25 protein-coding genes are annotated in these 21,096 nt (G+C 36.0%); 4 read left to right on the top strand and 21 right to left on the bottom strand.

Annotation, left to right across the window (positions count from 1 at the left end):
- Nucleotides 1-29: 29 nt before the first annotated feature.
- The 5 genes from J4051_RS17330 to J4051_RS17310 form a co-directional block, all read right to left on the bottom strand.
- Complete coding sequence (locus J4051_RS17330; RefSeq protein WP_208235144.1) at nt 30-689, bottom strand: DsbA family oxidoreductase; 660 nt, start codon at nt 687-689, stop codon at nt 30-32.
- A gap of 66 nt (nt 690-755) precedes the next feature.
- Entirely contained in the window at nt 756-1,322 is a 567-nt protein-coding gene (locus tag J4051_RS17325) for a carboxymuconolactone decarboxylase family protein (RefSeq protein ID WP_208235143.1), read from the bottom strand.
- A 64-nt stretch (nt 1,323-1,386) separates the two neighbouring features.
- Complete coding sequence (locus J4051_RS17320; RefSeq protein WP_208235142.1) at nt 1,387-1,950, bottom strand: TetR/AcrR family transcriptional regulator; 564 nt, start codon at nt 1,948-1,950, stop codon at nt 1,387-1,389.
- 173 nt (nt 1,951-2,123) lie between these two features.
- A complete protein-coding gene (locus tag J4051_RS17315; RefSeq protein ID WP_208235141.1) occupies nt 2,124-2,666 on the bottom strand; it encodes a carboxymuconolactone decarboxylase family protein in 543 nt (180 codons plus the stop codon).
- A gap of 80 nt (nt 2,667-2,746) precedes the next feature.
- Nucleotides 2,747-3,586 carry a helix-turn-helix domain-containing protein gene (locus tag J4051_RS17310; protein ID WP_208235140.1) on the bottom strand — a complete coding sequence of 280 codons (840 nt, stop codon included), beginning with the start codon at nt 3,584-3,586 and terminating at the stop codon, nt 2,747-2,749.
- A 90-nt stretch (nt 3,587-3,676) separates the two neighbouring features.
- On the opposite strand from J4051_RS17310, the gene J4051_RS17305 reads away from it, so the two are divergent.
- Nucleotides 3,677-3,856: a hypothetical protein gene (locus J4051_RS17305; protein WP_208235139.1), complete on the top strand. Its 180-nt coding sequence runs from the start codon at nt 3,677-3,679 to the stop codon at nt 3,854-3,856.
- Nucleotides 3,857-4,054: 198 nt separating this feature from the next.
- Here J4051_RS17305 and J4051_RS17300 read toward each other — a convergent pair whose 3' ends face one another.
- The 4 genes from J4051_RS17300 to J4051_RS17285 form a co-directional block, all read right to left on the bottom strand.
- A complete protein-coding gene (locus J4051_RS17300) occupies nt 4,055-4,564 on the bottom strand; it encodes a nucleoside deaminase (RefSeq protein ID WP_236027575.1) in 510 nt (169 codons plus the stop codon).
- A gap of 180 nt (nt 4,565-4,744) precedes the next feature.
- Nucleotides 4,745-6,166 carry an amidohydrolase family protein gene (locus J4051_RS17295; RefSeq protein WP_208235137.1) on the bottom strand — a complete coding sequence of 474 codons (1,422 nt, stop codon included), beginning with the start codon at nt 6,164-6,166 and terminating at the stop codon, nt 4,745-4,747.
- Nucleotides 6,167-6,180: 14 nt separating this feature from the next.
- A complete protein-coding gene (locus J4051_RS17290) occupies nt 6,181-6,771 on the bottom strand; it encodes an ankyrin repeat domain-containing protein (RefSeq protein WP_208235136.1) in 591 nt (196 codons plus the stop codon).
- A 175-nt stretch (nt 6,772-6,946) separates the two neighbouring features.
- On the bottom strand, nt 6,947-7,516 hold the full coding sequence (locus tag J4051_RS17285; RefSeq protein ID WP_208235135.1) for a Crp/Fnr family transcriptional regulator: 570 nt from the start codon (nt 7,514-7,516) through the stop codon (nt 6,947-6,949).
- 535 nt (nt 7,517-8,051) lie between these two features.
- On the opposite strand from J4051_RS17285, the gene J4051_RS17280 reads away from it, so the two are divergent.
- From J4051_RS17280 to J4051_RS17270, 3 genes are all read left to right on the top strand, one after another.
- On the top strand, nt 8,052-9,116 hold the full coding sequence (locus J4051_RS17280) for a nickel-binding protein (protein WP_208235134.1): 1,065 nt from the start codon (nt 8,052-8,054) through the stop codon (nt 9,114-9,116).
- Nucleotides 9,117-9,308: 192 nt separating this feature from the next.
- Complete coding sequence (locus J4051_RS17275) at nt 9,309-9,815, top strand: YybH family protein (RefSeq protein WP_208235133.1); 507 nt, start codon at nt 9,309-9,311, stop codon at nt 9,813-9,815.
- A gap of 57 nt (nt 9,816-9,872) precedes the next feature.
- Nucleotides 9,873-11,246 (top strand): FAD-binding oxidoreductase, encoded by a 1,374-nt coding sequence (locus tag J4051_RS17270; protein ID WP_208235132.1) that lies wholly within the window; start codon nt 9,873-9,875, stop codon nt 11,244-11,246.
- Nucleotides 11,247-11,510: 264 nt separating this feature from the next.
- Here J4051_RS17270 and J4051_RS17265 read toward each other — a convergent pair whose 3' ends face one another.
- The 12 genes from J4051_RS17265 to J4051_RS17210 form a co-directional block, all read right to left on the bottom strand.
- On the bottom strand, nt 11,511-12,533 hold the full coding sequence (locus J4051_RS17265; RefSeq protein WP_208235131.1) for a serine hydrolase domain-containing protein: 1,023 nt from the start codon (nt 12,531-12,533) through the stop codon (nt 11,511-11,513).
- A 212-nt stretch (nt 12,534-12,745) separates the two neighbouring features.
- Nucleotides 12,746-13,315 carry a transposase gene (locus J4051_RS17260; protein WP_208235130.1) on the bottom strand — a complete coding sequence of 190 codons (570 nt, stop codon included), beginning with the start codon at nt 13,313-13,315 and terminating at the stop codon, nt 12,746-12,748.
- Nucleotides 13,316-13,330: 15 nt separating this feature from the next.
- The gene (locus tag J4051_RS17255; protein ID WP_208235129.1) at nt 13,331-14,170 is read right to left on the bottom strand and encodes a class I SAM-dependent methyltransferase; all 840 of its coding nucleotides are present in this window, start codon (nt 14,168-14,170) and stop codon (nt 13,331-13,333) included.
- Between the two features lie 271 nt (nt 14,171-14,441).
- Nucleotides 14,442-14,873 carry a hypothetical protein gene (locus J4051_RS17250; RefSeq protein WP_208235128.1) on the bottom strand — a complete coding sequence of 144 codons (432 nt, stop codon included), beginning with the start codon at nt 14,871-14,873 and terminating at the stop codon, nt 14,442-14,444.
- Nucleotides 14,874-14,885: 12 nt separating this feature from the next.
- Nucleotides 14,886-15,353, bottom strand: a complete 468-nt coding sequence (locus J4051_RS17245; protein WP_208235127.1) for a hypothetical protein — start codon at nt 15,351-15,353, stop codon at nt 14,886-14,888.
- Between the two features lie 145 nt (nt 15,354-15,498).
- Nucleotides 15,499-16,095 carry a hypothetical protein gene (locus J4051_RS17240; protein ID WP_208235126.1) on the bottom strand — a complete coding sequence of 199 codons (597 nt, stop codon included), beginning with the start codon at nt 16,093-16,095 and terminating at the stop codon, nt 15,499-15,501.
- 234 nt (nt 16,096-16,329) lie between these two features.
- Nucleotides 16,330-17,220 carry a hypothetical protein gene (locus J4051_RS17235; RefSeq protein ID WP_208235125.1) on the bottom strand — a complete coding sequence of 297 codons (891 nt, stop codon included), beginning with the start codon at nt 17,218-17,220 and terminating at the stop codon, nt 16,330-16,332.
- A 141-nt stretch (nt 17,221-17,361) separates the two neighbouring features.
- The gene (locus J4051_RS17230) at nt 17,362-18,081 is read right to left on the bottom strand and encodes an Ig-like domain-containing protein (RefSeq protein WP_208235124.1); all 720 of its coding nucleotides are present in this window, start codon (nt 18,079-18,081) and stop codon (nt 17,362-17,364) included.
- A 378-nt stretch (nt 18,082-18,459) separates the two neighbouring features.
- A complete protein-coding gene (locus J4051_RS17225) occupies nt 18,460-18,792 on the bottom strand; it encodes a hypothetical protein (RefSeq protein WP_208235123.1) in 333 nt (110 codons plus the stop codon).
- Nucleotides 18,793-19,049: 257 nt separating this feature from the next.
- Nucleotides 19,050-19,259 carry a hypothetical protein gene (locus tag J4051_RS17220; protein WP_208235122.1) on the bottom strand — a complete coding sequence of 70 codons (210 nt, stop codon included), beginning with the start codon at nt 19,257-19,259 and terminating at the stop codon, nt 19,050-19,052.
- A gap of 53 nt (nt 19,260-19,312) precedes the next feature.
- Nucleotides 19,313-20,101 carry a hypothetical protein gene (locus tag J4051_RS17215; protein WP_208235121.1) on the bottom strand — a complete coding sequence of 263 codons (789 nt, stop codon included), beginning with the start codon at nt 20,099-20,101 and terminating at the stop codon, nt 19,313-19,315.
- Nucleotides 20,102-20,242: 141 nt separating this feature from the next.
- Nucleotides 20,243-20,725: a PH domain-containing protein gene (locus J4051_RS17210; RefSeq protein WP_208235120.1), complete on the bottom strand. Its 483-nt coding sequence runs from the start codon at nt 20,723-20,725 to the stop codon at nt 20,243-20,245.
- Nucleotides 20,726-21,096 lie beyond the last annotated feature (371 nt).

Below are 21,096 nucleotides of genomic sequence, written 5' to 3'. Positions count from 1 at the left end.
TCTTGACATTCAATTTAAAAATCGAAGGACTAACTGCCCTGTTTTGAAGATTCAAGAATCTCAGTTAACACTTGCTTAAACACCTCTACAGGTTGAGCACCGGTAATCGCACTTTTTCTGTTAAACACAATAGTTGGTACAGAGTTGACTCCTACACTTTGCCAATAAGCTTCCTGGCTTTTGACTTCGTTCCGCACCTTGGCATCGTCTATTTTTGTGAAAGCTTCTTCAGCATTTAAACCAACCTCCAATAATACTTCCTTGAGAACCTCTCTTTTTGACACATCCTTCCGGTCGCTAAAAAAGGCTTTTGTGAGGCCCATTTTTAATTCGGTTTGCTTACCAAAAGCTTTGGCATAGTCTAATAATACGTGGGCATCAAAAGTATTGGCCATGCGCATGTCATCAAAATAGTCGAATGTAAAACCGAGCGCTGCTCCCGCTTCGGCCATGTTTTGTTGTGAGGCCTTTTGTTGCTCTAAAGTAGACCCATATTTTTCTGCAATATGTTCCCTTAGATTTTGACCCTCGGCAGGCATATTCGGATTTAACTCAAAAGGTTGCCACTCAATTTCCACTTGATCCTGAATGCCAAGTTCGTTAATGGCTTTTTCTAAACGTTTGTAGCCTATGGTGCACCAAGGGCAAACCACATCTGAAACGATATCTATTTTTAATTTCTCTTTCATTGTTGTGTATTTGTTGATTGCTGAGCCTTCCACAACGAAGCGGAAGACTTAAAGCAAGTGTTAGTATTATTTGGAAACCACATCGTCCTTAGACCAGGCATATTTTTGGAAAGGCGCATCTACAGGTGTATTTGCAATATGGTTGGTATAGTTACTGATTATTTTTTGAGACAAGCCTAATATGATTTCCAAGACCTGTCTTTCGCCATAACCAACAGCATAAAACGCCTCTAAGTCTTTTTGGGTCACATGTCCTCTATTGCGAACAATAGTTAATGTCAAGGTTCGTAATGCTTCTAATTTCGCATTTTTAAGTGGTGTTCCATTCCGTAAGGCGTCCGTAATAGCATCATCAACCTTCATCATTTTCGCGATTCCTGTATGTGCTGGAACGCAATAGTGACAGGCATGTTCTACGTTTATCGTTTGCCATACCACAGTCAATTCTTCATTGTTAAAAGAAGAATCAATGAACAATTTATGTAGGGCTTGGTAGGCCTCAAGAATACCTGGTGATCCAGCCAATACACCGTGCAATCCTGGGATCATACCGTTTGCTTTTTGAGATTGTTCTAATAATGTTTTGCTTTCAGTTGGAGCAGTTTCTATGTTGTGAATTTTTAAACTTGTCATAATTGTGAATTTTTAATTGTTAAAAAATAACTAAACACTCGTTTAGTTTTGGGATAAAAAAATATTAGAGATTCTTAAATGTATGTTCTATATAGTTTTCTAATTGGATTGCAGTGAATACTCTACTTGCTGATGAAAGACCATACATAGCAATAAGTAAATAGTCGGCTTGTGCTTCAACTATTAATTCATTTTTCTCGGAATCTTGTTTTAAAATAGTGGTAAACAATTGTTTAACGCCATTGGTAAACTGGACTAAAGCTTCTTGAATTTCTACATCTGGAGTTTCACCCAATTCGTTAGCTGCATTCGTAACCAAACATCCTTTGCTAAGTTCATTGTCCTTCGAAAACTCGAGAAAATCATAAAAGTAGTGTTTGATGCTTAGTAGTCCGTCGGAGGAGTTCTCCAACTTGCTCATCAAAGTTGATAGCCTTTGCTTGTAGCATTTAAGACTTTCCAGAAATAAGCCATTCTTACTGCCAAAACTCGAATAAATGGAAAACTTATTAATCCCCATTTCCTTTTCGAGCATTTGCATGGAGGTGTTTTCATAACCATTGCGCCAAAATAGCTCCATTGCTTTTTCGACGACCTCCTCTTCATTATATTCCTTTTTTCTTGCCATTAGTTCTAATTATAGTGCAAAACTAAACAAGCGTTTAGAAACAAGAAAGCGTTTAACATTTATTTCTCATTTAAAATAATAACGGCTCTTTTCTACAAGGAGCCGTTATTCTACTTATCCTGGATGTTAATTCAAGTTTTGTGTTTATGCAATATATTATAGGGCCTATATTTTTAGTTGGTTACCAAAGGGAAATCAACATCAACTTTAGTAAGCGCATAGGCATAATTTGTAAAAGTAATGGCGGTTACTACAGCAAGGAAGTCCATCATAGCCTTTGCATCATAGTCTTGATCGAAAAAAGCTTCTCTCACATCAGCATCAATATATCCTGCTTTCTCAGCCACTTGTTTCGCCATGGTGGTAAGCACTTTTAACTTTGGGTCTGCAATGGTGGCGTTTCTTAACTGGACGGTTTCTTCGTCCGAAAATCCGTGGGATTTAGCAATAGCCGAATGGGCCGATTGACAATAAACACAGCCATTAGCTTGAGAAACGGCAAGCTTAATCGCTTCTATTTCTTTATTTGTGAAACTGCCTTTTCCTGCATTTCCTGAAAAGGATAAGAAGTTTTCCAAGGCATTGCTGGAATAGCCAATGGTGGCATATAAATTAGGAACCATTCCTAATTGAGACTCCATTTGATCAAAAATCTGTTGACTCTTTTCGTTAACATCTGTTCTACTTGGGACGGTAATCTTAGTGACATCTTTCATTTTATACTGTTTTAAAAGTTATTAATTTCTTACAGTACAAAGGTAATGTGGAAGGGCGTTTGGGAGCTAATCAATACTACCTACTTTGTTGGCAATACTTCCCTGTTTCGGAATTTTTGTGGAGAATGGCCTTCTTGTGTGCTGAAAAAACGACTAAAACTTTGTAAGTCTGAAAATCCCAGTTCAAAACCTATTTCAGAAATAGGTTTTTCGGTATAGGTCAACATTCGTCTTGCTTCAAGCATCAACCTATTTTGAATAAATTGTTGCGGTGTTGTATCACCGTATTTTTTAAATAGATTAGATAGTGTTTTTGGAGATTTAAATAACAGATCAGCATAGGCCTTTACCGTATGCTTTGTTTTAAAGTGTTGTTCTACCAGATAATTATACTCCCTAATGGTATCAATACTTTGTGTTCTCAAATTAGACACCAAGTTTTGGTCTTTGTAAATACGTGTACATAAAATGAGAAGGCGTTTGAGCATCATCTGCAGCATTTCCAATTGCAAATTATCTCTCGATTCCATTTCAATATATAACATCTTAAACAAGGTGGTTAAAATATCAACGTGCTTTTCATCAAGACTTATAATAGGAACCGTAGAAGCGCCGTAATATAATATGCCTTTGCAACCTACTTCACTATCGTGATCCACCACACAGTAAAAGGACCTATTCCATTTAATGAAAGTGGCCTCTTGTAGGCTTTCTGCATTGATGGTATGAAATTCGGTCAGACTGATGATATCATTGGTGTTGAAAACATAATCAACCGCATCAATAGTCACTTTATTGTTATCTGCTTTAAACCAAATCAGTGATAACTCACTTTCTTTGGTATCGTTAAGTAGGTTTGCATTCGATTTATTAATCTCAACTAGTTCTATATACTCCTTATTTTGACCTATAAATTTCAAGTTTCTTTCTGTTTTAAATATTTTTATTTTCCCGAGACTCTTGGTTTTAATTGGTTATAACTTATTTGTACCAGTCAAAAACTTAGCTTTATGCCATGGTATGCACAGGATAAAAACAGCTTTGATATTTTAGTGATGACCAGTACAGATACGCATTGGGAATTAACCAAGATAGTAAATTTCAGAAAACTATCGTGTAAAACAGTGTTAGATCGCCCTAAAAGCAGGTTCATACATATCAATTACGGATATGATAATTATGGAAAATAGGCTCCTAACCATTGGTGTTGACATTGTAACGATAGCGATTACTACAAATCAAAGACCTCGGGGTATTAAAACCCAATGGTGGGAATTAAAAGGAATAGGATAATTTGATTAAGGCACGAGCAGAATGCTCGTACCTTAGAGGACTTATTTAATCCTTTATTTATAGAACGAACTGATCTCAAATAGTAATTTGTAAGTTTAATCTTGATAATAACGTTCGTGCATTTGCTGGATCTCTTTAAGCATTTCGCCTTTTCCAGGTCCTTTGATAACTGCATTTTTCATGATGTCTTCAGCAGGGATAAATTCAATAGGTGCAGGACCTACACCCAGAGCACTTAACCATGTGCCCAATTGTTTTGCTGAATGCAAAAAATAAAGTGAACCAATCTCTGCCCAACCGTGAGCTCCGGCACACATCGGACAATGTTCTCCTGTGGTGTACATTATGGTTTGACGTCGCTCTTCAAGACTTAAATTCTCCATGGCCCATACGGCAAGTTCAATTTCTGGATGCGCCAATACATTTTTTTCATTGACTCGGTTTCTGGCTTCCGCTATAATTTCATTATCGGCATTGACAAGAATAGACCCGAATGGCTGATCGCCAGCATCCAAAGCTTCCTCTGCCAGACTCAAGCATCGTTGTAAGAACTTCAAGTCTGTTGCTGTATATTCAGGATCCGAAGCTGTGTTGTTTTTCGACATAATCTCTTGATTTTGATTCGTTAGCCTATTTTGTTGACTGTGGGATTGTCCAAATACAATCGCACTTGTTAATATCAGTCCTAATGTTAATGGGAATAATTTCATAATTTTTCTATTTAATTTAATTCATACCTTAAAAATTCAGCTGTCACTACCTCATAAATCTGGGAAGGCTATTGTTCAATTATAAAGATTTTTTACATCTTGTAGCATTGCGTCCAATTGCGACTTATCATAAACCATTGTTTTCTTTATTAGGTAGTCAATAGCTCTCGTGGCCTTAATATCATCAAGAGGATTGCTGTTCAGGATTAACAAATCGGCTATTTTGCCCTCAGTGACACTTCCGTATTTATCGGAAAGTCCAAAATATTTAGGTCCGTTGATAACCGAAGTTTGAAGCGCTTCCAAAGGTGTTAGACCAGCTTTTTGATAAATTTCAAGCTCGTCGTGCAAAGCAAAGCCTGGATAAATATAAGAGTTTAAAAAACCAGCGTCGGTTCCAGCAATAATGAGCATCCCTGATGCTTTAATTGTAGGTATCAAACTGACGAGTTTTTGGTAATTCTTTTGCCGAGCTTCTATGGCCTCTGACGATGCCTCTTTCGCTCTATTTACACGTCCTTGGTACGTTTTTATTATGCCTGGCCCTATGTATTGCAACTCTTGATCATCACGATGGTCATCTTCATTCCAATAGGAGATTATTCTATTGCCAATTAAAGTGGGCACGATGGCCGTTCCATTTTCAGCCAGTTGTTGGTATTTGTTTAAGGCCGTTGTTTCGTCAAAACTTTGGTTCATTAGAGCACTTGCCGTGCTATAATCTAGCTCTCCCTTTTTATATTTTTCAATAATCTCCAATTCATTGGCTGCGCCTGCTTTCAGCATATATCCCATATGCTCTATGGTGGTCAAGCCCGCTTTCGATACCTCATTAATTGGCAATGCAAAAGGGATGTGACCAGAGGTTTTATAACCTCGTTGGGTGGCTTTTTCAACACTTTTCAAAAACAGTTCAGGCGACAGGGCGTTGTCCGTTATTTTCACAAAATCTACTTGAAGTTTATCTAAGGAATCCAAAGCTGTACTCAATTCTTCCTCGTTTTCAATTTCCATATCACCCGGCCAGATAGAGTTTTTTCCTTCTATTTTAGGTCCTGAGGTAAAGATGGTTGGGCCTATAAGTTCTCCTTTATCGATTTGTTTACGCCATTTTAAGACACTGGGACTTATATCTGCGGCGCAATCCCTTATAGTAGTCACACCATTGGCCAAATAAAGGGACAACATGTTTTTGTTTTCGCTGATTAGGGTGTCCGCCCCAAAATGCATGTGCATATCCCATAAACCGGGAATCACATATTTGTCCTTAGCAATTACAGTTTTATCTGCCGTCCAATTAATTGACTGGTCTAAGGGAGCTATTTTCGCAATGGTGTCGGCGTTGATCCCTATGCTTTGATTTTTTATAAGAGCGCCAGTTTTAGTATTGACGATATGAACATCTTTGATAAGAATATCAAGTTTTAGAGATTCTCGTTCCTTTTTGCAGGCTGTCAAAAGCAAACTGCCAATTAGAAATAAATAGAGTGTTTTCATAAGCTTTTATATTTTTATTTGGCTCCGGCTTTTTCTAAAATAGCTACAATCTCCTTATAGCCACTTTTTTTTGCGTGCTTAAGGGGACTAATTCCGTTTTTGTCTGGAATGTTAACATCACAGCCAGCATTTACCAATAATTGAACAATTTGTGTATGTGTTTTGCCCCCGTTGCCCAGAACAATGGCTTCCATTAAAGCCGTCCAGGTCAGATTATTAATATGGTCTATGGGATAGTCTTCTATTTTTAGTAATTCCTGCACAACTTCTGTATACCCTCTTTCACAGGCAGGAATCAAGGCTGTGCCACCGTATCGGTTCAATACCATATGGTCAACTTTACCTGTAGCGAGACAGGCCTTAAGAATCTCCAAATATCCTCTGGCACCGGCATGAAGGAATGGACTTTCCAAACGATCATCTTGTGCATTGACATCAGCACCGGTTTCGATAAGTAGTTTGGATGCATTTACATGGTTCTCATAAGTTGCCACCATTAAGGCTGTTCTCTTATGAGCATCCATGGCATTAATTGCAACACCTTCTTTTATAAAGTGTTGAAGCTTCTCGGTGTCGTTATTTTTTGCGGCTTTAATAAACTCCATTTCCAATGTATTATTTGTTTTTATTGTTTTTTGAGCACACACGCTTAATGGACCGAATAATGCGAAATAAAATACAACACTAATAGTTTTGATAGTTGACATTTTTCTTAGTTACTTATTATTAGTGCAAATATCATATAGAGAATCCTAAAAAACATTGATATAGGTCAACGTTTTAAAGTTTGAGCTTTGTTCTGCTCAATGTGGAGGGTGACATCCCCAAATAAGAAGCAGCTAGTTTGTTTGAAACCCGTAGCAAAAATTGAGGTTGCATTTTTATAAGTAGCCGAACCCGTTCTAATGCTGTGTAGCCTTGATAACTGTATATTCTTTGCTGATTGTTGATAAAGCTGAATTCGAGAATCTTTCTATAAATCCGTTCAAACTCGTGATACTCATCTACCAATTTGTAAAAATCTTTTCGATTGATGACCAATAATCGCGAATGTTCAATGGCTTGTAAATATTCGTTGGTAGGTTGCTGATCTATAAAACTGGGCAAAGCGGTACAAAAGATGTTTTCAAAAGCGAAAAAACGTGAAAGTTCTAACCCTTCAGAATTAATGGAATATATTCTTACAGCGCCCTCGACAATAAAATAAAAATGATTGCTGACCGCGTTACAGTCTATTAAAATCTCTTTTCGTTTGGCTTTTTGTACAACAAAATGACTTAGAACATGCGAGATTTCTGTGTCTGAAAGTGACGATTTTTGACTGAGGTAATTATGAAGTGTCGGGAACATTAAAAGGTGTTTAGATAAAATAATCGTTTAGTTAAGCTTAAAGATAAATAAGGTTTACAAACATTAGTGTTTAATGTCTTTCAGATAGGATATATTAAGATCTCAATTCTTTTTATGTAATCAAGAACCTCAAAACCCGTCCGACCGACACGGGCAAACAGAGGCCAGCTACTCGGCAATAAAACCAGTAGTGGGACTAAGCCTCTTCGATGTTTTTATTCTTTATAATGCGCGTTCCCAATTCGGGTCAACTAAGATAACAAAATATCAAAAGAAGCGCTTAAAAATATCATTGCGCCCTCCAAGATGGCTTCACACTATCTCAATAACGGATAAGACCATTTATGGACAGTTGTTCCTCTCCTACTGTTAAAACATGATAGTTTGAACTACTGGTATTGCTCTGATCATGAGAATATTTTGACACGGGTGAAATGCTCGCTCCTATACAGCAAAATCCATTGTTATTTTATGCAATACTTTCCTGACAAAAGTTGTATATTAGTGGTTATAAGCTCATTAAAACTATTTCCTTATGCCATTATTCATGGACTTTCATAAAATCGATTCTGATGCTATTACCGAAGAAGATGTATATAGGGCCCATTTACGGGATATAGCAGTTCAAAATAAACACGGTTTGGTTTACAAGAGGTATTATTTAAATCTACAACATAAAACCGCCTTTTGTTTAATGGAAAGTCCTAATAAGGAGGCCTGTATTGAGAGTCATAAAGACGCTCACGGGATTGGTGCTTGCAATGTCATCCATGTCTCACGTGAAAATGAATTTATTCCCTATCTGGGTGAAGGGGATCAAAATGAGCAAGATTTGGCCTTGACTTTATCCGGAGAAATTGATAGTGGATATCGGACTATTATGATGGTGGATTTTTTGGAATTAACCAAAAGTCCGGCATTGACCACCAAGATCATAAACTCCATTAAGAATCACCAGGGAAGTGTTGTCAAAGCGCCTAGCGAGAAGATCATGGCGTCTTTTATTGATGCGTTTGATGCTGTAACGTGTTCGATTGAAATTTCCAGATACTTCGAAACCTTAGATGGCAGCATGATATTTAGTATTGCTATGGCTACCGGAAAACCAGTGGACGAGCATAGCAAGGACTTATTCGAAGCAACTAAGAGAAAGGTCAAACTTATATCAAGACTCGGTTTCCAACTGAGAATATGTATGGACTTGGATACTAAACACTCTGCTTTCAGGAACAAGGATAGTTCCAAAATAGATATTACTGGAATTACTGTGATTAACCCAGCCTCCTATCTTGAAATCCAAAACTTAGATCAGGTATTAGTAAAGAACCTCAATAATTCGGCTTTTAATTGTGATGCTTTCAGCAAGCAGTTAGGACTCAGCAAGTCTCAAACCTATCGTAAAATCTCCTCTTTATTCGGAGTGCCGCCTAATAGGTTGCTCTCTGAATTACGGTTAATTCATGCCATTAGAGCTTTGAAAGAAGGCGGTAAAACCGTTTCAGAAGTCGCCTATGACTCAGGTTTTAATAGTCCGACCTATTTTACAAGGGTCTTTCGGAACAGATTTCAAGTCCTCCCCACTTTGATTGCCAAATCGTAATTCAATTAGCTTCAAAACCTGCCTTAACAAGGATGGAGTGTCGAATTTGTTTCAGGTTTTGGAACAATACTTACATCTTGGCTGTTAACAACTGTTTAGTTTTACAATACTGTTTTAGCAGGTTATGACAACTGCAATTCATAAGCACAGCATAGCTTTCTGAACAGCTATTAATCAATAAAACATAACATTATGAAAACTAAACACAAAATTTTTGTACTCATGGCTTCAGCGTTATTTATCTTAGGATGTAATAATGATGACGATCAAAACAACCCCCGAGCTCCAATTGACCTAATTAATACGCAATACCCTGAAGCGAAGCAAGAAGTGATTGAAACATGGGATGCCATTGAACAGGCCTTGAGAGATGGGGATATGGATAAACTTATTTCCTTTCACGGGTATAGCCCAAAGTTTACCGAATATAAAAACGGAGCAGCAGTAGTTGGTAGTGCAGCCAACGAAGCTTACGAACGGGCTGCATTTGGCGCCGTAACCGAAGTGGTAAAGTTTGATACACAAGATTTAAAAGTCGCCGTTTATGGTGATGTTGCCAATTTGACTTTTCAGTCAGATTTTCATTTGAAGTTTGGAGAGGACTTAGTAATTATCAATGAACAAACCTCCATTTTATTCGTAAAAACAGTCAATGGATGGAAAATAGTCCACGAACATCATTCCCCTTGGACTCCGTAGATGGCTTAAGCACACCGATAAACGAAGTAGCTCAAAAACAACCTAAAAGTAAAACCAATGGATATCGAAATCAAAAAACTAAGAGGTCAATTGCAGGGTCGCATTATTTTACCAAATGATTCGGAATATAAGGCGTCAAAAACCATCTACAATGCAATGATTGATAAAAAACCCGCCCTTTTTGTCAAATGTAAAAATAAGCATGATGTAGCAAAGGCCATTCATTTTGCCAAAGATAATGGACTGGAGGTCTCAGTAAAAGCAGGTGGCCATAACGGCGCCGGACTTGCTTTGGTTGAAAACGGTTTGGTGATTGACCTTTCAGAAATGAAATCGATAAAGATAAATCCAGACGAAAGAACTGCTATTGTAGAACCTGGAAACACCTTGGCAGATGTCGATAAGGCTACCCACGAACATGGTTTGGCCGTTCCCGTCGGCGTAAATGGGAATACGGGAATTTCTGGATTGACTCTTGGCGGAGGTTTGGGGTTTTTGACCCGAAAGGCCGGATTGACCATTGACCATTTGAAAGCTGCTGAAGTTGTTTTAGCATCAGGTGACATTGTCATGGCCAATGAAAATAGCAATCCTGACTTGTATTGGGCCTTGCGAGGTGGCGGTGGTAACTTTGGTGTTGTCGTATCATTTACTTACAGCTTGATTGCTATTAAGAATGTTTATGCCGGGCCAATGTTCTGGCCAATAGAAAAAGCAAAGGACCTGATGCGCTTCTATGATCGCTACACAAAAGACGCTTCAAATGACCTTTATGGCTTTTTCGCTTTTTTGAATGTACCTGACACCGAACCATTTCCTGAGCACCTGCGAAAAAAGAACGTTTGTGCCATTATTTGGTGTTATACAGGAGCTAAAGAAAAAATAGAAGAAGTCTTTGAACCTATCAGACAGTTTGGACCACCAATCCTTGATTTTGTAAGTGACATAGCAATACCAGCGCTCAATAGTATGTTCGATTGGCTCTACCCACCGGGATTACAATGGTATTGGAAAGGGCACTATCTTAATGAATTGACCGATGTTTGCATAGACGAAAATATCAATTATGGTTCTAATCTGCCCACTCCCCGATCTACGATGCATTTGTATCCTGTGGATGGCAAAGCCCATGAGGTCGGTCAACAAGAAACCGCTTGGGCGCATCGGGATATCAGATGGGTTCAAGCAATCATTGGGGTATCTGACGACCCGAATAAAGCTGACTTAATAAGAAATTGGTCCAAAGCATATTACGATGCTGTCATTCCTTATAGTAGCGGTGGCGGATATGTCAACTTTACGATGCAAGATGATGAAGCCCGTGTAAAAGAAAGTTATGGGGTGAATTTTGAAAGACTTCGCAGCCTAAAGAAAAAATATGACCCTGAGAATTTCTTCCGCCTTAACCAAAACATCAAACCAGCTGATTAGAGACGCAATGCCTTGCGTCTCTAATGCATTGCGTTTATAATGCATTGCGTCTCTACTGATATCAAAATGTCACCAATTTCCAATAGGTTCGTTTCGCCATTCCAGTTATTTATTCTTAAGTGCTGGAATTATTCGGTCTTGCAAAACCCTCCAAGTTGACTTTTTTGGTTTATTATTGATATTCCAGCCATTAAATAGGATTATTAAATTGTATTCTGGCGCCATCATTAAATATTGTCCGCCATAGCCATTTCCTGCAAATATTTAGCTTCTACCATTAGATTGTTGAGGAATCCACCATTGATAACCATAGCCTCTTTTGATATTGCTGTCAGGATTCACATCTTCGATTATGGGACTTGTCGATTTCTTAACCCAACTTTCAGATACAATTTGACGGTCATTCCACTTTCCTTTATTCAAAAGCAACGAACCAATTTTAGCCAAGTCTTCAGCCTTAAGATATAATCCGCCTTCGGTGTCAATTTCCCCATCAGGCGTTTCTTTCCAATAGTAATCTGTGATTCCAAGGGGCTCAAATAACTTTTCCTCTGCCCAAAGGTCAATTCGCTTGCCTGTAATAGTCCTAATGATTTTACCTAAAAGAACAGTCCCACCACCATTGTAAACGAAACTTGTTCCTGGTTCAGTATCCATAGGCTTGCTCAAAACATATGCTATCCAGTTGTCGCTTGATTCCAGCCTAAAACAGTCATTTGTAATATCATTATGGTCCGTCTCCTCGTTCCATTTTATACCACTTCGCATGGTTAACAAGTCGCCAATGGTGATACTATCTCTTCGTTTATCCTGAGATTCAATATGATAATCTTTGAACAAAGGCATGACCTTGGTAGTCACATTATAATCCTTATTCAAATCCAACGCAATACCAAACAGGATTGAGGTCATACTTTTAGTGACAGACTGAAGTGTATGCAATTCAGTTTGTTTGTAATAGGGATGCCAGTCCGTACTATTGAAGTTATATTGACGATTGGTGGTATCATACTTTTGAACAATGGTTTCATAATCCTGCACATATTTAAAATCTGCCAATAACGTGTCATTTTGTATGACCATAAAACGATCAATGAGTCCATAGTCACCATTTATGATCTCTGAATTAATAGAATCAATTTCAGCGGAAATTACATTTTGAGAAGCTAATGGATCTGTTTTTTTTGGAGGTACCTTATCCTTAGTGTTTGTATTGCATCCAATAACCGCAACTATTAAAAACAATGAAAATAACAACGTTTTAATTGTACACAATAGTGTTCTCATAATGTTTTGACTTTATCAGGTATAAGGCATTTATACCAGCCCAAAACAAGCACCTATCCAACTATGAGCAGTGGATACAAGCCGTTTTGGCGCTTTTTTATAAAAGTAGGAATACGAATGGAGTGGCACTAAGGTAATATATTTCAAAATAGCATCAAAAAAGAGCATTTCCCCAAGATTGAGATAGTAGTGCTATTAGAATGTCTACTGCACTAATCATGAAATTCGCCAGTCTTCCATTGCAATGGATTGTTGATGATATACCTTTGGATGTTTTTTAATGCCCTGTCATTTCTGATGATGTGATCGTGAAAACGGGATTGCCATGCGAAATCTGGATTTATTTTACGTGCATTTGTGGTCACCCCAATTTTAAATCCACGAATTACCGATGCCAAATTTTTTGATTGTGGGCCGAATTGATTCGTCCCGGTATTCGTAGAGACGCAATGCATTGCGTCTCTACGATGCATTGCGTCTGTACCCGTGATATTATACCGGTTTTCACCAATGCCAATTATCGCATGAAAATGATTGGGCATAACAACGTATTCATCCATTTCCAAATTCATATCCGGACGCATATCAAATGTTTTGATCCATTCTGATTTTACAATGTCACCAATTTCCGATAAATTCATTTTGCCGTTCCTGATGTCACCAAAATAATGTTCGCGATTTTTGGTACAGATGGTTATAAAATACAATCCACTGTTACCATAATCCCACGATTGTAAACGGGCAGACGGTATCCGATATTTGTTATTGAATTTATCAGCCATAATATTTTCTTATTATCAATTGGATTTTTTAAGCAGATAAAAGTTTTCGTTGAGAATCTCTTCTTTGTTGAGCTTTATGACGTTCCCATATTTTGCTGACAAGCTAAAATAGTCTTGATGATCAATCAGTTGATAAGCTGGCTGGGATCGGTAATAGTCATCTTCAATGGTTTGATAATCGCTTTCTTTTGTATTAGAAACTATCTGATTCAGAAGGTCCAGTAATTTTCGAAATGCTAAGCTTTCCTTGAGAGTATCCTGGAAAGAAACACTTCCAATAAAATCGCCCGGCTTTTGAATGGTGTCAAAAAAGTCGAATAACTTATCTGTCTCCTCCCTGTCCAAAAAAAATAATACCCCTTCAATGAGTATAAAGCACGGTTTGTTGTTTTTTATGGAGAATATTTGAGTCAGTAAATCGTGTTTGTAATCCTCACTAAAATCGACGGCAATAAAATGAATGTTTCTTTTGGGGAGTGTGTCGGAGTTTTGCCAATCCGTTAGTTTCGATTTTTTATAATCGATGATTTCCGGTTTGTCAATTTCTATATGTACCAATCGCTCGTCCAATAAAAACGGATACATACTGAAACCACATCCAAAGTTTATCAGGACTTCAACGTTGTTATCATCAACCAGTTTTTTGATCGTATCGAGAAAATATCTGTTTCTTAAACAATGGATATTGATTTCTTCGGAAGAAACCCTATCGAGATATTTTTCAATCCATATATCAGATTTTGGGTTGCGCCATAGTTTTGCAAAATAGTCTTGACTCAGATCTTCATTTAAAGAACGAAGCGTTGAAGTCAAAAACGCTGTCTCATGTATTTCTATGTTTTTTTCTTTTTCCATTCTGCTTTAACACAATGAGTGTCAGCTAAGATAGCAAATATCAGAAGAGAATTTCAAAATAGCATTTCGCCTCTCAAAAGATGGCTTTGCACATCACAATAACGGATATGCCAATTATGGACAATGGCTTCTCTCCTACTGTTAAGAATGGATGCTGGGAAACACTGAGGTGGCTATTGTAGTGAAGGTGGTTGATATCATTTAAAATATAAAGGGTTGGGAAGGCATGAGCGGGAAGCTTGTGCCAGCAGATTTGTGGGGTGCGTCGTATTTATTCTTTACAAATCTTGCCAGTCATCTCCTCCACCCGGTCGTGGTCATTAAACGTCGATTTAAAATAAAAGCAATTCCCTTCAATCTTCACCATTTCAGTTAGAAAGCCATTGTTTTCATTGATGTGCTTTTGATAATCGCTCAATTCCATTTTCGTTTCATCATATTTGAGCCGAGAAGTGCACGCGTCAATCCATTCAATTTTCACGTAAGCAGTTTTATTAAAGTCTGGCCCTAACATATTGTTTGGGTCATCAACTACTTCAATCTGTTCTGTACCTTTTCTAATTATTTTATAGGAAAGAGGCATTTCTTCATCTGCTGGAACGTAGAAGCTTCCCTCCTTAAAATCAATACATGTTAATTGTTGTGCATAAGCGGTTAGGCTGATCAGGAGAAATAGTAAGAATAGAATTTTAAATGGTCTCAATGCAACTACCTTTTAAACCTTATGTAAGTCTAAAGTCTTCTCAAAATTGGTTCGGAGTCGGTTTCTTGAAAAGATACCAAACGAATAATATAAAATCCCCACTAAAATAAAGAAGGATCCTACAATTAAGAAGCGCGTACTTGATCCTGCTGCTATGAGAATAATGATGCCAACCAATACTGAAACTATGGAAGCAACGGACAACATGGTATTGGGTCTGATGTTCAATTTTATCAGTGTCCCTTTTCCTGATTTTAAGATCTCTCCTTTTAAATACGCCGACTTCCTTTTGAAATTCGGTACGTACCACGATATAACCGACAATTTATCATAGGCTGCAAACTCAGTCTGACTGGTGAAATTGCCAAAAAAGCTTATCGCAGGTCGCTCAAAGAGGTCTTCAATCTTTTGCTTTAAATTATCGCCGTTCAAACTTGATGCGTAATTTAGTTCCTTAATATTCAGAATTTTATCAATCATTTGTTTTTAGTATAGTTTTATTCCTACCAATAGGTTTTAATACCACGAGGAGCCTTGCTAAGATAGCGAATTTCAAAACACGAGCGTATAATATAATAGTGACGTCACCAGCGGAATGCTTGCGCCAGCGGAAATAAAGCGTTTTTTACTCATCAAATTTCATTTCGAATATCACATAGTGTTTTATTCCAAATTCTTTTCCCCAATTCTCAACGTCTTTTCCGCTATCATCGACTGCACACCAAAACTTAAATCCGTCTTTTTCATAGGGTAGAATATATGTAAAAGCATAAAAATTCTTTCCATATTTAATAGTCTCATTAGTTCCAGTGTCTCTTAAACTGTAGTCGTCAGACATCATAGCATCATACTTCTTGTTTATTCCAAATTTTGGAAATCTAAACCATAATTTCAATTTCGGTTCTTCTGTTCGTTTGGCAATAACTTTTAATCTTAAAGTATCTGATTTAGATTCAGACATTTTTGGATATTTTGAAGTGTCAATTATAGTGTCGGTGCTTTTTAATTTTCCATCCCACATTTCTTTGGCTATCAGCACAAAATTCTTGTCAGATATATTTTTTCCAGTAAATTTCACTTTATAGAAGTCAATATTTTCAAATTTAAGCAAGTCGGATAAATCTTGATTTTTAGATGAATATTCTGTAGTCATTTTCACGTCTTGACCATAAATTAAATTCGTTAGAAAAATGAAAATCAGAAAAGGTTTTATTCTATTCATTAGGTTTTGTTTTAGCGTTCATTAAGGCATATAGTTTACAACGTTGGATGCTTGGAACGTAGCGTATAAATTTAGAATAACTTTCGGATTGTCGCTTAGTCAATCTTTGATTTGGAACGACTCTTTCAATATTACAGCCAAATCTTAGATTTTACAGACATTATTAAGGGTCAACTGCCATTGCGCCAAGCTAGAACAAGATATATTATACCCGTCTTTGTTGTCAACTGGCTTTTAATCTAAATCATATTTTGCAATTATTTTATTTCGAGTTTCATCATCAGCCATTTCAAATCCAAATCCACTTTGTGAACCAAAAACTTGATAACCGTATTTTAATCCATAATAGCGGTCGATTAACATTTTAAGAGGTGTTTTGTCTAATTCGTTATGGTTAACTGCTTGATGAACAATAGGTAAATATTTCTCCATCATTTCAGGATTTGAATGTTGAATTACAGCCCACATAACAAATTCAAATTCCTTTCCAACCAGAGTTTTTCCAATATATTGTTCGTGGACATTATATAATGAATCGATGAGTTTTTGATTCACTTTGTCTAAATTAGGTTGTTTAGTCCTATATGTTTGTTCGTCAGAATCTCTGTATTTTACATCATTAAGATTAATTGTCTTTATTAATTTAACTAGAGAAGTATTGAGTTTATTATCTCTAATATAGTGTTCAATATCCAGTTCTTTCGCCTCTGGTTTATTACTGCAAGAGACGTAATATTCATTGTATAATTCAGGAATTTTGTCGTCAAATTTAATTTTGTCCTTAAAAGATGTCACGTATTTACAACCGCCTTCTGAATTGGCCATTTTAATAAAAACTAATTTCAAATTCTCCTTCGTTTCGTCAAGTTTGTCGAAGGCGGTGGTAATATTCCAATAGTGGGCAACATTATAATGTCCTTCTTTATCGTTGACTGATTTCTTGGTTTCAGAAATAACAAATTGAGCCCATTCAAAATCTTTGTCAGAAACATTGTACCTCTTAATGGGTTCATATCTAAGGAACTCCGATTCAAAGTTTTTAACCGTAAATACAATTTCATGAGATTGTGCTTTGCTAATACTAAAAGTCAAAAGAATTAATATAATGAAATGAGGTTTTTTCATCTGTCGATTTTTTAAAGCTTGTTGCTAACTTATTTATACCAGATCTTAAATTAATAAAATCACTTTCGGCTAAGCACTTATCCGCTATTGTGTTTATGCAATATTACAGCACGTATGTTGTGTCTGATATTTCATTTTTTTCTAATACTCAAACGAGAAGGGATTGATCTCGTTGATATTGAAAGGAATATCAGCTGTAAAACCATCAGTTTCGATGCCGTTTTTTTTTATTTGCCATCGGAGTTTAAAATCTTCAGATGTTTCACGTACACTATAGTACACAATCGAATTTACATCCATTCCAGTCCAGGAGGTTTCCTCATAAGCACTGAAACCACCACCACCTGGAAGCTGTTCTGCTGGATGGTATGTATTTTCTACACCAAAATTTTCAATTCCAGTTCTTACTACATTAGAAAGTCCTGCAAAAAAATCAATTTTAATGAAATCATTTTCGTCAAATGAATTCGTGTTTTTCACAAGAATTTTAAACTTAACAAACTTATCAGTTTCTATAATCAGAGGTTCATCCATAAAATAGTTTCTATATATGCCCGAGCCATAATAATCTTCATCTCCTTGATATGTTACTGTGATAAATGCACCTGCATCAGTGACTAACCTAACTGAAAATTTTCCATTCTCATCTGTTATAACTTTTTTTTCGTCCAACACTCTGGTAGTTGAGAACATACCAGAACCGGTAGATTTTCTTGTCATTACATTTACTGATTGATTTGCTATTCCATTCCCATTTATCGCCCGTTGGACTTTGCCCTCGATAGTAACAAAATCAAGATCGTTAACGGAACAACTTGCTATTATGAAAAAAATCGGTAGAATAAAATATAATATTTTCATAATCACTGTTTTTATATGTGCCGTAACTTATTCATACCAACCCAAAATCGGACTAATAGCCAACTTTAATAATCGCATATCAGCAGCTTTAGCGTTTTTGCTTAAACAGTACAGATTCGAATTGAGCCTCACTAAGATAATAAATTTCGAAACACGAATGTATAAAATAGCAGTGCTCCAATGTTGAGATGGCATTGCAATGATGGTGAGGATGTTTGCTATAATTTAAGGTGGATGGAATGGTTTGTTGGTGGCATTAGCGAGACACACGCGCCTACAGAGATACTTTACGATTAGAATCAATCCGGTTTTACTGGTTTTCAGGCCGGTTCATTGTTGTCATTTCTTATTTTTAAAGGGGATTGAAATGACTTTATTTTATTTATATTCTTGAAATCCGTAGGCCATTATAGCATCTAAATCATTTTTATTCACTTTTAAAATAATCCGCTTGCCGGTTAAACAACCACATCCGAAACAGGCTTCTGGTGTTCCTTTGTCATCAATTTTCAAATTGGAGATAGCAATATTTTCTGACGCGAAGTAGGTACTTATTTTGTCAACTAATTCTCTGTTGTCATCGATAGACTCCCATGGATCACTACAGTACGTTTGGTTGTATAGGACAAAAACAGCATCTGTTGCATCATCATCTGTTGAGCATCCTAAAGCGATTAATCCAATTAGTAGAAAGAATAAGTATTTTTTCATGTTGAAGTATGTTCTGTAATTACAAGATGTATTCATCACCAAGATAGTAAATTTAGAAACATGAGCGTATAAATTGGCATTACTGCTCAACAAACATGGCTTTGAGGCTGTAGCAAGGGTGTTTGCTTCAATATAAAATGAATTGGATGGTTTATGAAGGCACGAGCGGGAAGTTCGCACCGGCTGGGGAGTATTGCTTTCGTCTGAATAAGAATTCCGCAAAATGGTTTTTCAATTACGTTTGGGGAACAATTTCATCAATTTTTTTGTTTATTTTCTTTTTCTTCTTTTCTTTTTTTCCAAAGATTTAGAGACCAAAGCAGGGAACCTACTACCAAAAAGAAATCGCCTAAACCGTAAGCGTTTTTAAGTATATCGATATAAAAGAATTTTTGCGATAGAAACGAAATGACTCCAATAAATAAAACTATGGTAGCGATGATTTCTAATCTATTGTTTTTTTTCATTTCTATTCTTATTAGTTTCTTATCAATTTAGATGTTTGTATTTTGTTCAATGCTCATTTTTTATATGTCGTATTGGCAATAGTTTTTGGATATTCATTCTCAATTAGTTTCATTATATTTTGAACATTCGTAATCGAAATTTGATAATAATTTATTTTATATATTCTAAACCACAGTATTTCGGAAATTAAAAATCTAAATTCTTCATCATTTTTCAACTTTTCATTATTTATGGGAATATAGCCAATTATCTGCTTTATTCCTCCTCCGAAATTTCTTGGATATGTGATTTTTAATGAATCTCCTAAATACAAATCATATTTAATATTTTCATTTCTATTAATTTTGAAATTCTTTTTATAATATGGATTCAAATAGTTACTAATATCTGGATGCATACTATTTTCTTTAGTTATTCTTGGGAAGTAATTGTTATAAACTAAAGTTATTAAATTCTTTAAAGAGTCATTTTTTATAATGCTAATTCCTGTGTTTTTCAAATTCTCAAAAGCAGATGTGTTCGGGAAAATATATTCATCTTTACTCGCCCAATAAAAATCCATCATTAATGAATCATTGCTGCTGATTTCTTGATTATCTAAATACTCTTGAATTTTTAATTGACTTTTTAATGAGTTTCTATGAATTTCAATATCATTTTTTAAGTCAACTAAATTGTCTCCTAATTCAAAATAAATTTGCGAAATTATTTCTTTTTCAGTCTTTCTTTTTTCAATTTCATTTCCCCAACTTGTTAAGTAAAATGCAATTAAAACACCAATGACAATTATGACAATTTCAATCAGATATTTATAAACTTGTGTTTTTTGTGGTTTCTTCATTTTAATAATTGCCAATGTCTATATAAGCTGTTGCCTGTCTCGACATGAGCCTCTCCAAATCAAAACTGGATTTGGAAAATCCGTCCTGCAACGCTTTCGGGCGTTGAGGATTTTCCAAGTAGGCACAGACCAAGCCATAATTTATTCTCGCTGTTGTAAAACATTCTTTATATCATTGATCAAATCTTTTGGTCTTTCAGAGCTAATCGTATATTTCTTATCATTTGTTATAATTCGAACCATATTTTTTCTGTCATTTACCATACTTATTGAGTCGTCCATAGTATTTCCAACATACCCAAAGACACCCTTACTTCCGTAAGTCATTGATAAATTTGAAAAGTCCAGTTTTTCTATTTTGATAATATCAGAAAAAGGTATTTCTATTTTTCCTATATTTTTTTTAAGAGTTAGATAATTTTCTCCTATTAGTATATTTCTAAGTGAGTTTGCGTAAAAATAAATCAGAGCACTTAAAATAATTATGGAAATAATAATTCCGCCTATTATTCCGTATGTTTCGTTTAGAGTCAAGATTGAGAAGACAACAATTCCCATCACAATCACAATTCCGACTGTAATTAATTTAACACTAAATGAGCTTTTACTATTGTAGTTTTTCATATTTCACTCCTTTTTTTTCAATTATTTTGCAACTTACGTTTACAAACACCAAGAGTAATCAGATCTCCCCTCTCAGTGTGCCAATACGATCAACTTTAGTTATCTAATACTTATCAATCCAAATTTGCAACCTCTAATCTACCATCTTTCCCTAAACTTTCCTATAAATAGAACGATGTATTTTTGAAACTATTCTCAGGGATATAGTGGCCGATAATTATTGTGAGCACGAGAGGGATGCTCCTACCAGCGGGGCAACAAGCTCACAAAACACGCCTTTGCTATAGCCAAATTGGGATTGATGTATGATGCCAATAGAATGGCATTAGTTGAAAATGAATACATTTTACTTTTTTTCAGAACAGTGCTTT

Origin of the sequence: Gelidibacter pelagius (genome assembly GCF_017581925.1) — a bacterium.
Taxonomy (GTDB): Bacteria; Bacteroidota; Bacteroidia; order Flavobacteriales; family Flavobacteriaceae; genus Gelidibacter; species Gelidibacter pelagius.
This window is presented reverse-complemented; position numbering and strand designations above follow the sequence as displayed.

Bases quoted from the DNA above. Each gene is read 5' to 3' on its own strand.
- J4051_RS17220 (WP_208235122.1), bottom strand. From the start codon at position 19,259: ATGAAAAAAAACAATAGATTAGAAATCATCGCTACCATAGTTTTATTT.
- J4051_RS17255 (WP_208235129.1), bottom strand. From the start codon at position 14,170: ATGGAAAAAGAAAAAAACATAGAAATACATGAGACAGCGTTTTTGACT.
- J4051_RS17215 (WP_208235121.1), bottom strand. From the start codon at position 20,101: ATGAAGAAACCACAAAAAACACAAGTTTATAAATATCTGATTGAAATT.
- J4051_RS17295 (WP_208235137.1), bottom strand. From the start codon at position 6,166: ATGAAAACACTCTATTTATTTCTAATTGGCAGTTTGCTTTTGACAGCC.
- J4051_RS17225 (WP_208235123.1), bottom strand. From the start codon at position 18,792: ATGAAAAAATACTTATTCTTTCTACTAATTGGATTAATCGCTTTAGGA.
- J4051_RS17280 (WP_208235134.1), top strand. From the start codon at position 8,052: ATGCCATTATTCATGGACTTTCATAAAATCGATTCTGATGCTATTACC.
- J4051_RS17265 (WP_208235131.1), bottom strand. From the start codon at position 12,533: ATGAGAACACTATTGTGTACAATTAAAACGTTGTTATTTTCATTGTTT.
- J4051_RS17305 (WP_208235139.1), top strand. From the start codon at position 3,677: ATGCCATGGTATGCACAGGATAAAAACAGCTTTGATATTTTAGTGATG.
- J4051_RS17320 (WP_208235142.1), bottom strand. From the start codon at position 1,950: ATGGCAAGAAAAAAGGAATATAATGAAGAGGAGGTCGTCGAAAAAGCA.
- J4051_RS17325 (WP_208235143.1), bottom strand. From the start codon at position 1,322: ATGACAAGTTTAAAAATTCACAACATAGAAACTGCTCCAACTGAAAGC.
- J4051_RS17210 (WP_208235120.1), bottom strand. From the start codon at position 20,725: ATGAAAAACTACAATAGTAAAAGCTCATTTAGTGTTAAATTAATTACA.
- J4051_RS17270 (WP_208235132.1), top strand. From the start codon at position 9,873: ATGGATATCGAAATCAAAAAACTAAGAGGTCAATTGCAGGGTCGCATT.
- J4051_RS17300 (WP_236027575.1), bottom strand. From the start codon at position 4,564: ATGTCGAAAAACAACACAGCTTCGGATCCTGAATATACAGCAACAGAC.
- J4051_RS17285 (WP_208235135.1), bottom strand. From the start codon at position 7,516: ATGTTCCCGACACTTCATAATTACCTCAGTCAAAAATCGTCACTTTCA.
- J4051_RS17260 (WP_208235130.1), bottom strand. From the start codon at position 13,315: ATGGCTGATAAATTCAATAACAAATATCGGATACCGTCTGCCCGTTTA.
- J4051_RS17230 (WP_208235124.1), bottom strand. From the start codon at position 18,081: ATGAAAATATTATATTTTATTCTACCGATTTTTTTCATAATAGCAAGT.
- J4051_RS17290 (WP_208235136.1), bottom strand. From the start codon at position 6,771: ATGGAGTTTATTAAAGCCGCAAAAAATAACGACACCGAGAAGCTTCAA.
- J4051_RS17275 (WP_208235133.1), top strand. From the start codon at position 9,309: ATGAAAACTAAACACAAAATTTTTGTACTCATGGCTTCAGCGTTATTT.
- J4051_RS17330 (WP_208235144.1), bottom strand. From the start codon at position 689: ATGAAAGAGAAATTAAAAATAGATATCGTTTCAGATGTGGTTTGCCCT.
- J4051_RS17235 (WP_208235125.1), bottom strand. From the start codon at position 17,220: ATGAAAAAACCTCATTTCATTATATTAATTCTTTTGACTTTTAGTATT.
- J4051_RS17245 (WP_208235127.1), bottom strand. From the start codon at position 15,353: ATGATTGATAAAATTCTGAATATTAAGGAACTAAATTACGCATCAAGT.
- J4051_RS17240 (WP_208235126.1), bottom strand. From the start codon at position 16,095: ATGAATAGAATAAAACCTTTTCTGATTTTCATTTTTCTAACGAATTTA.
- J4051_RS17315 (WP_208235141.1), bottom strand. From the start codon at position 2,666: ATGAAAGATGTCACTAAGATTACCGTCCCAAGTAGAACAGATGTTAAC.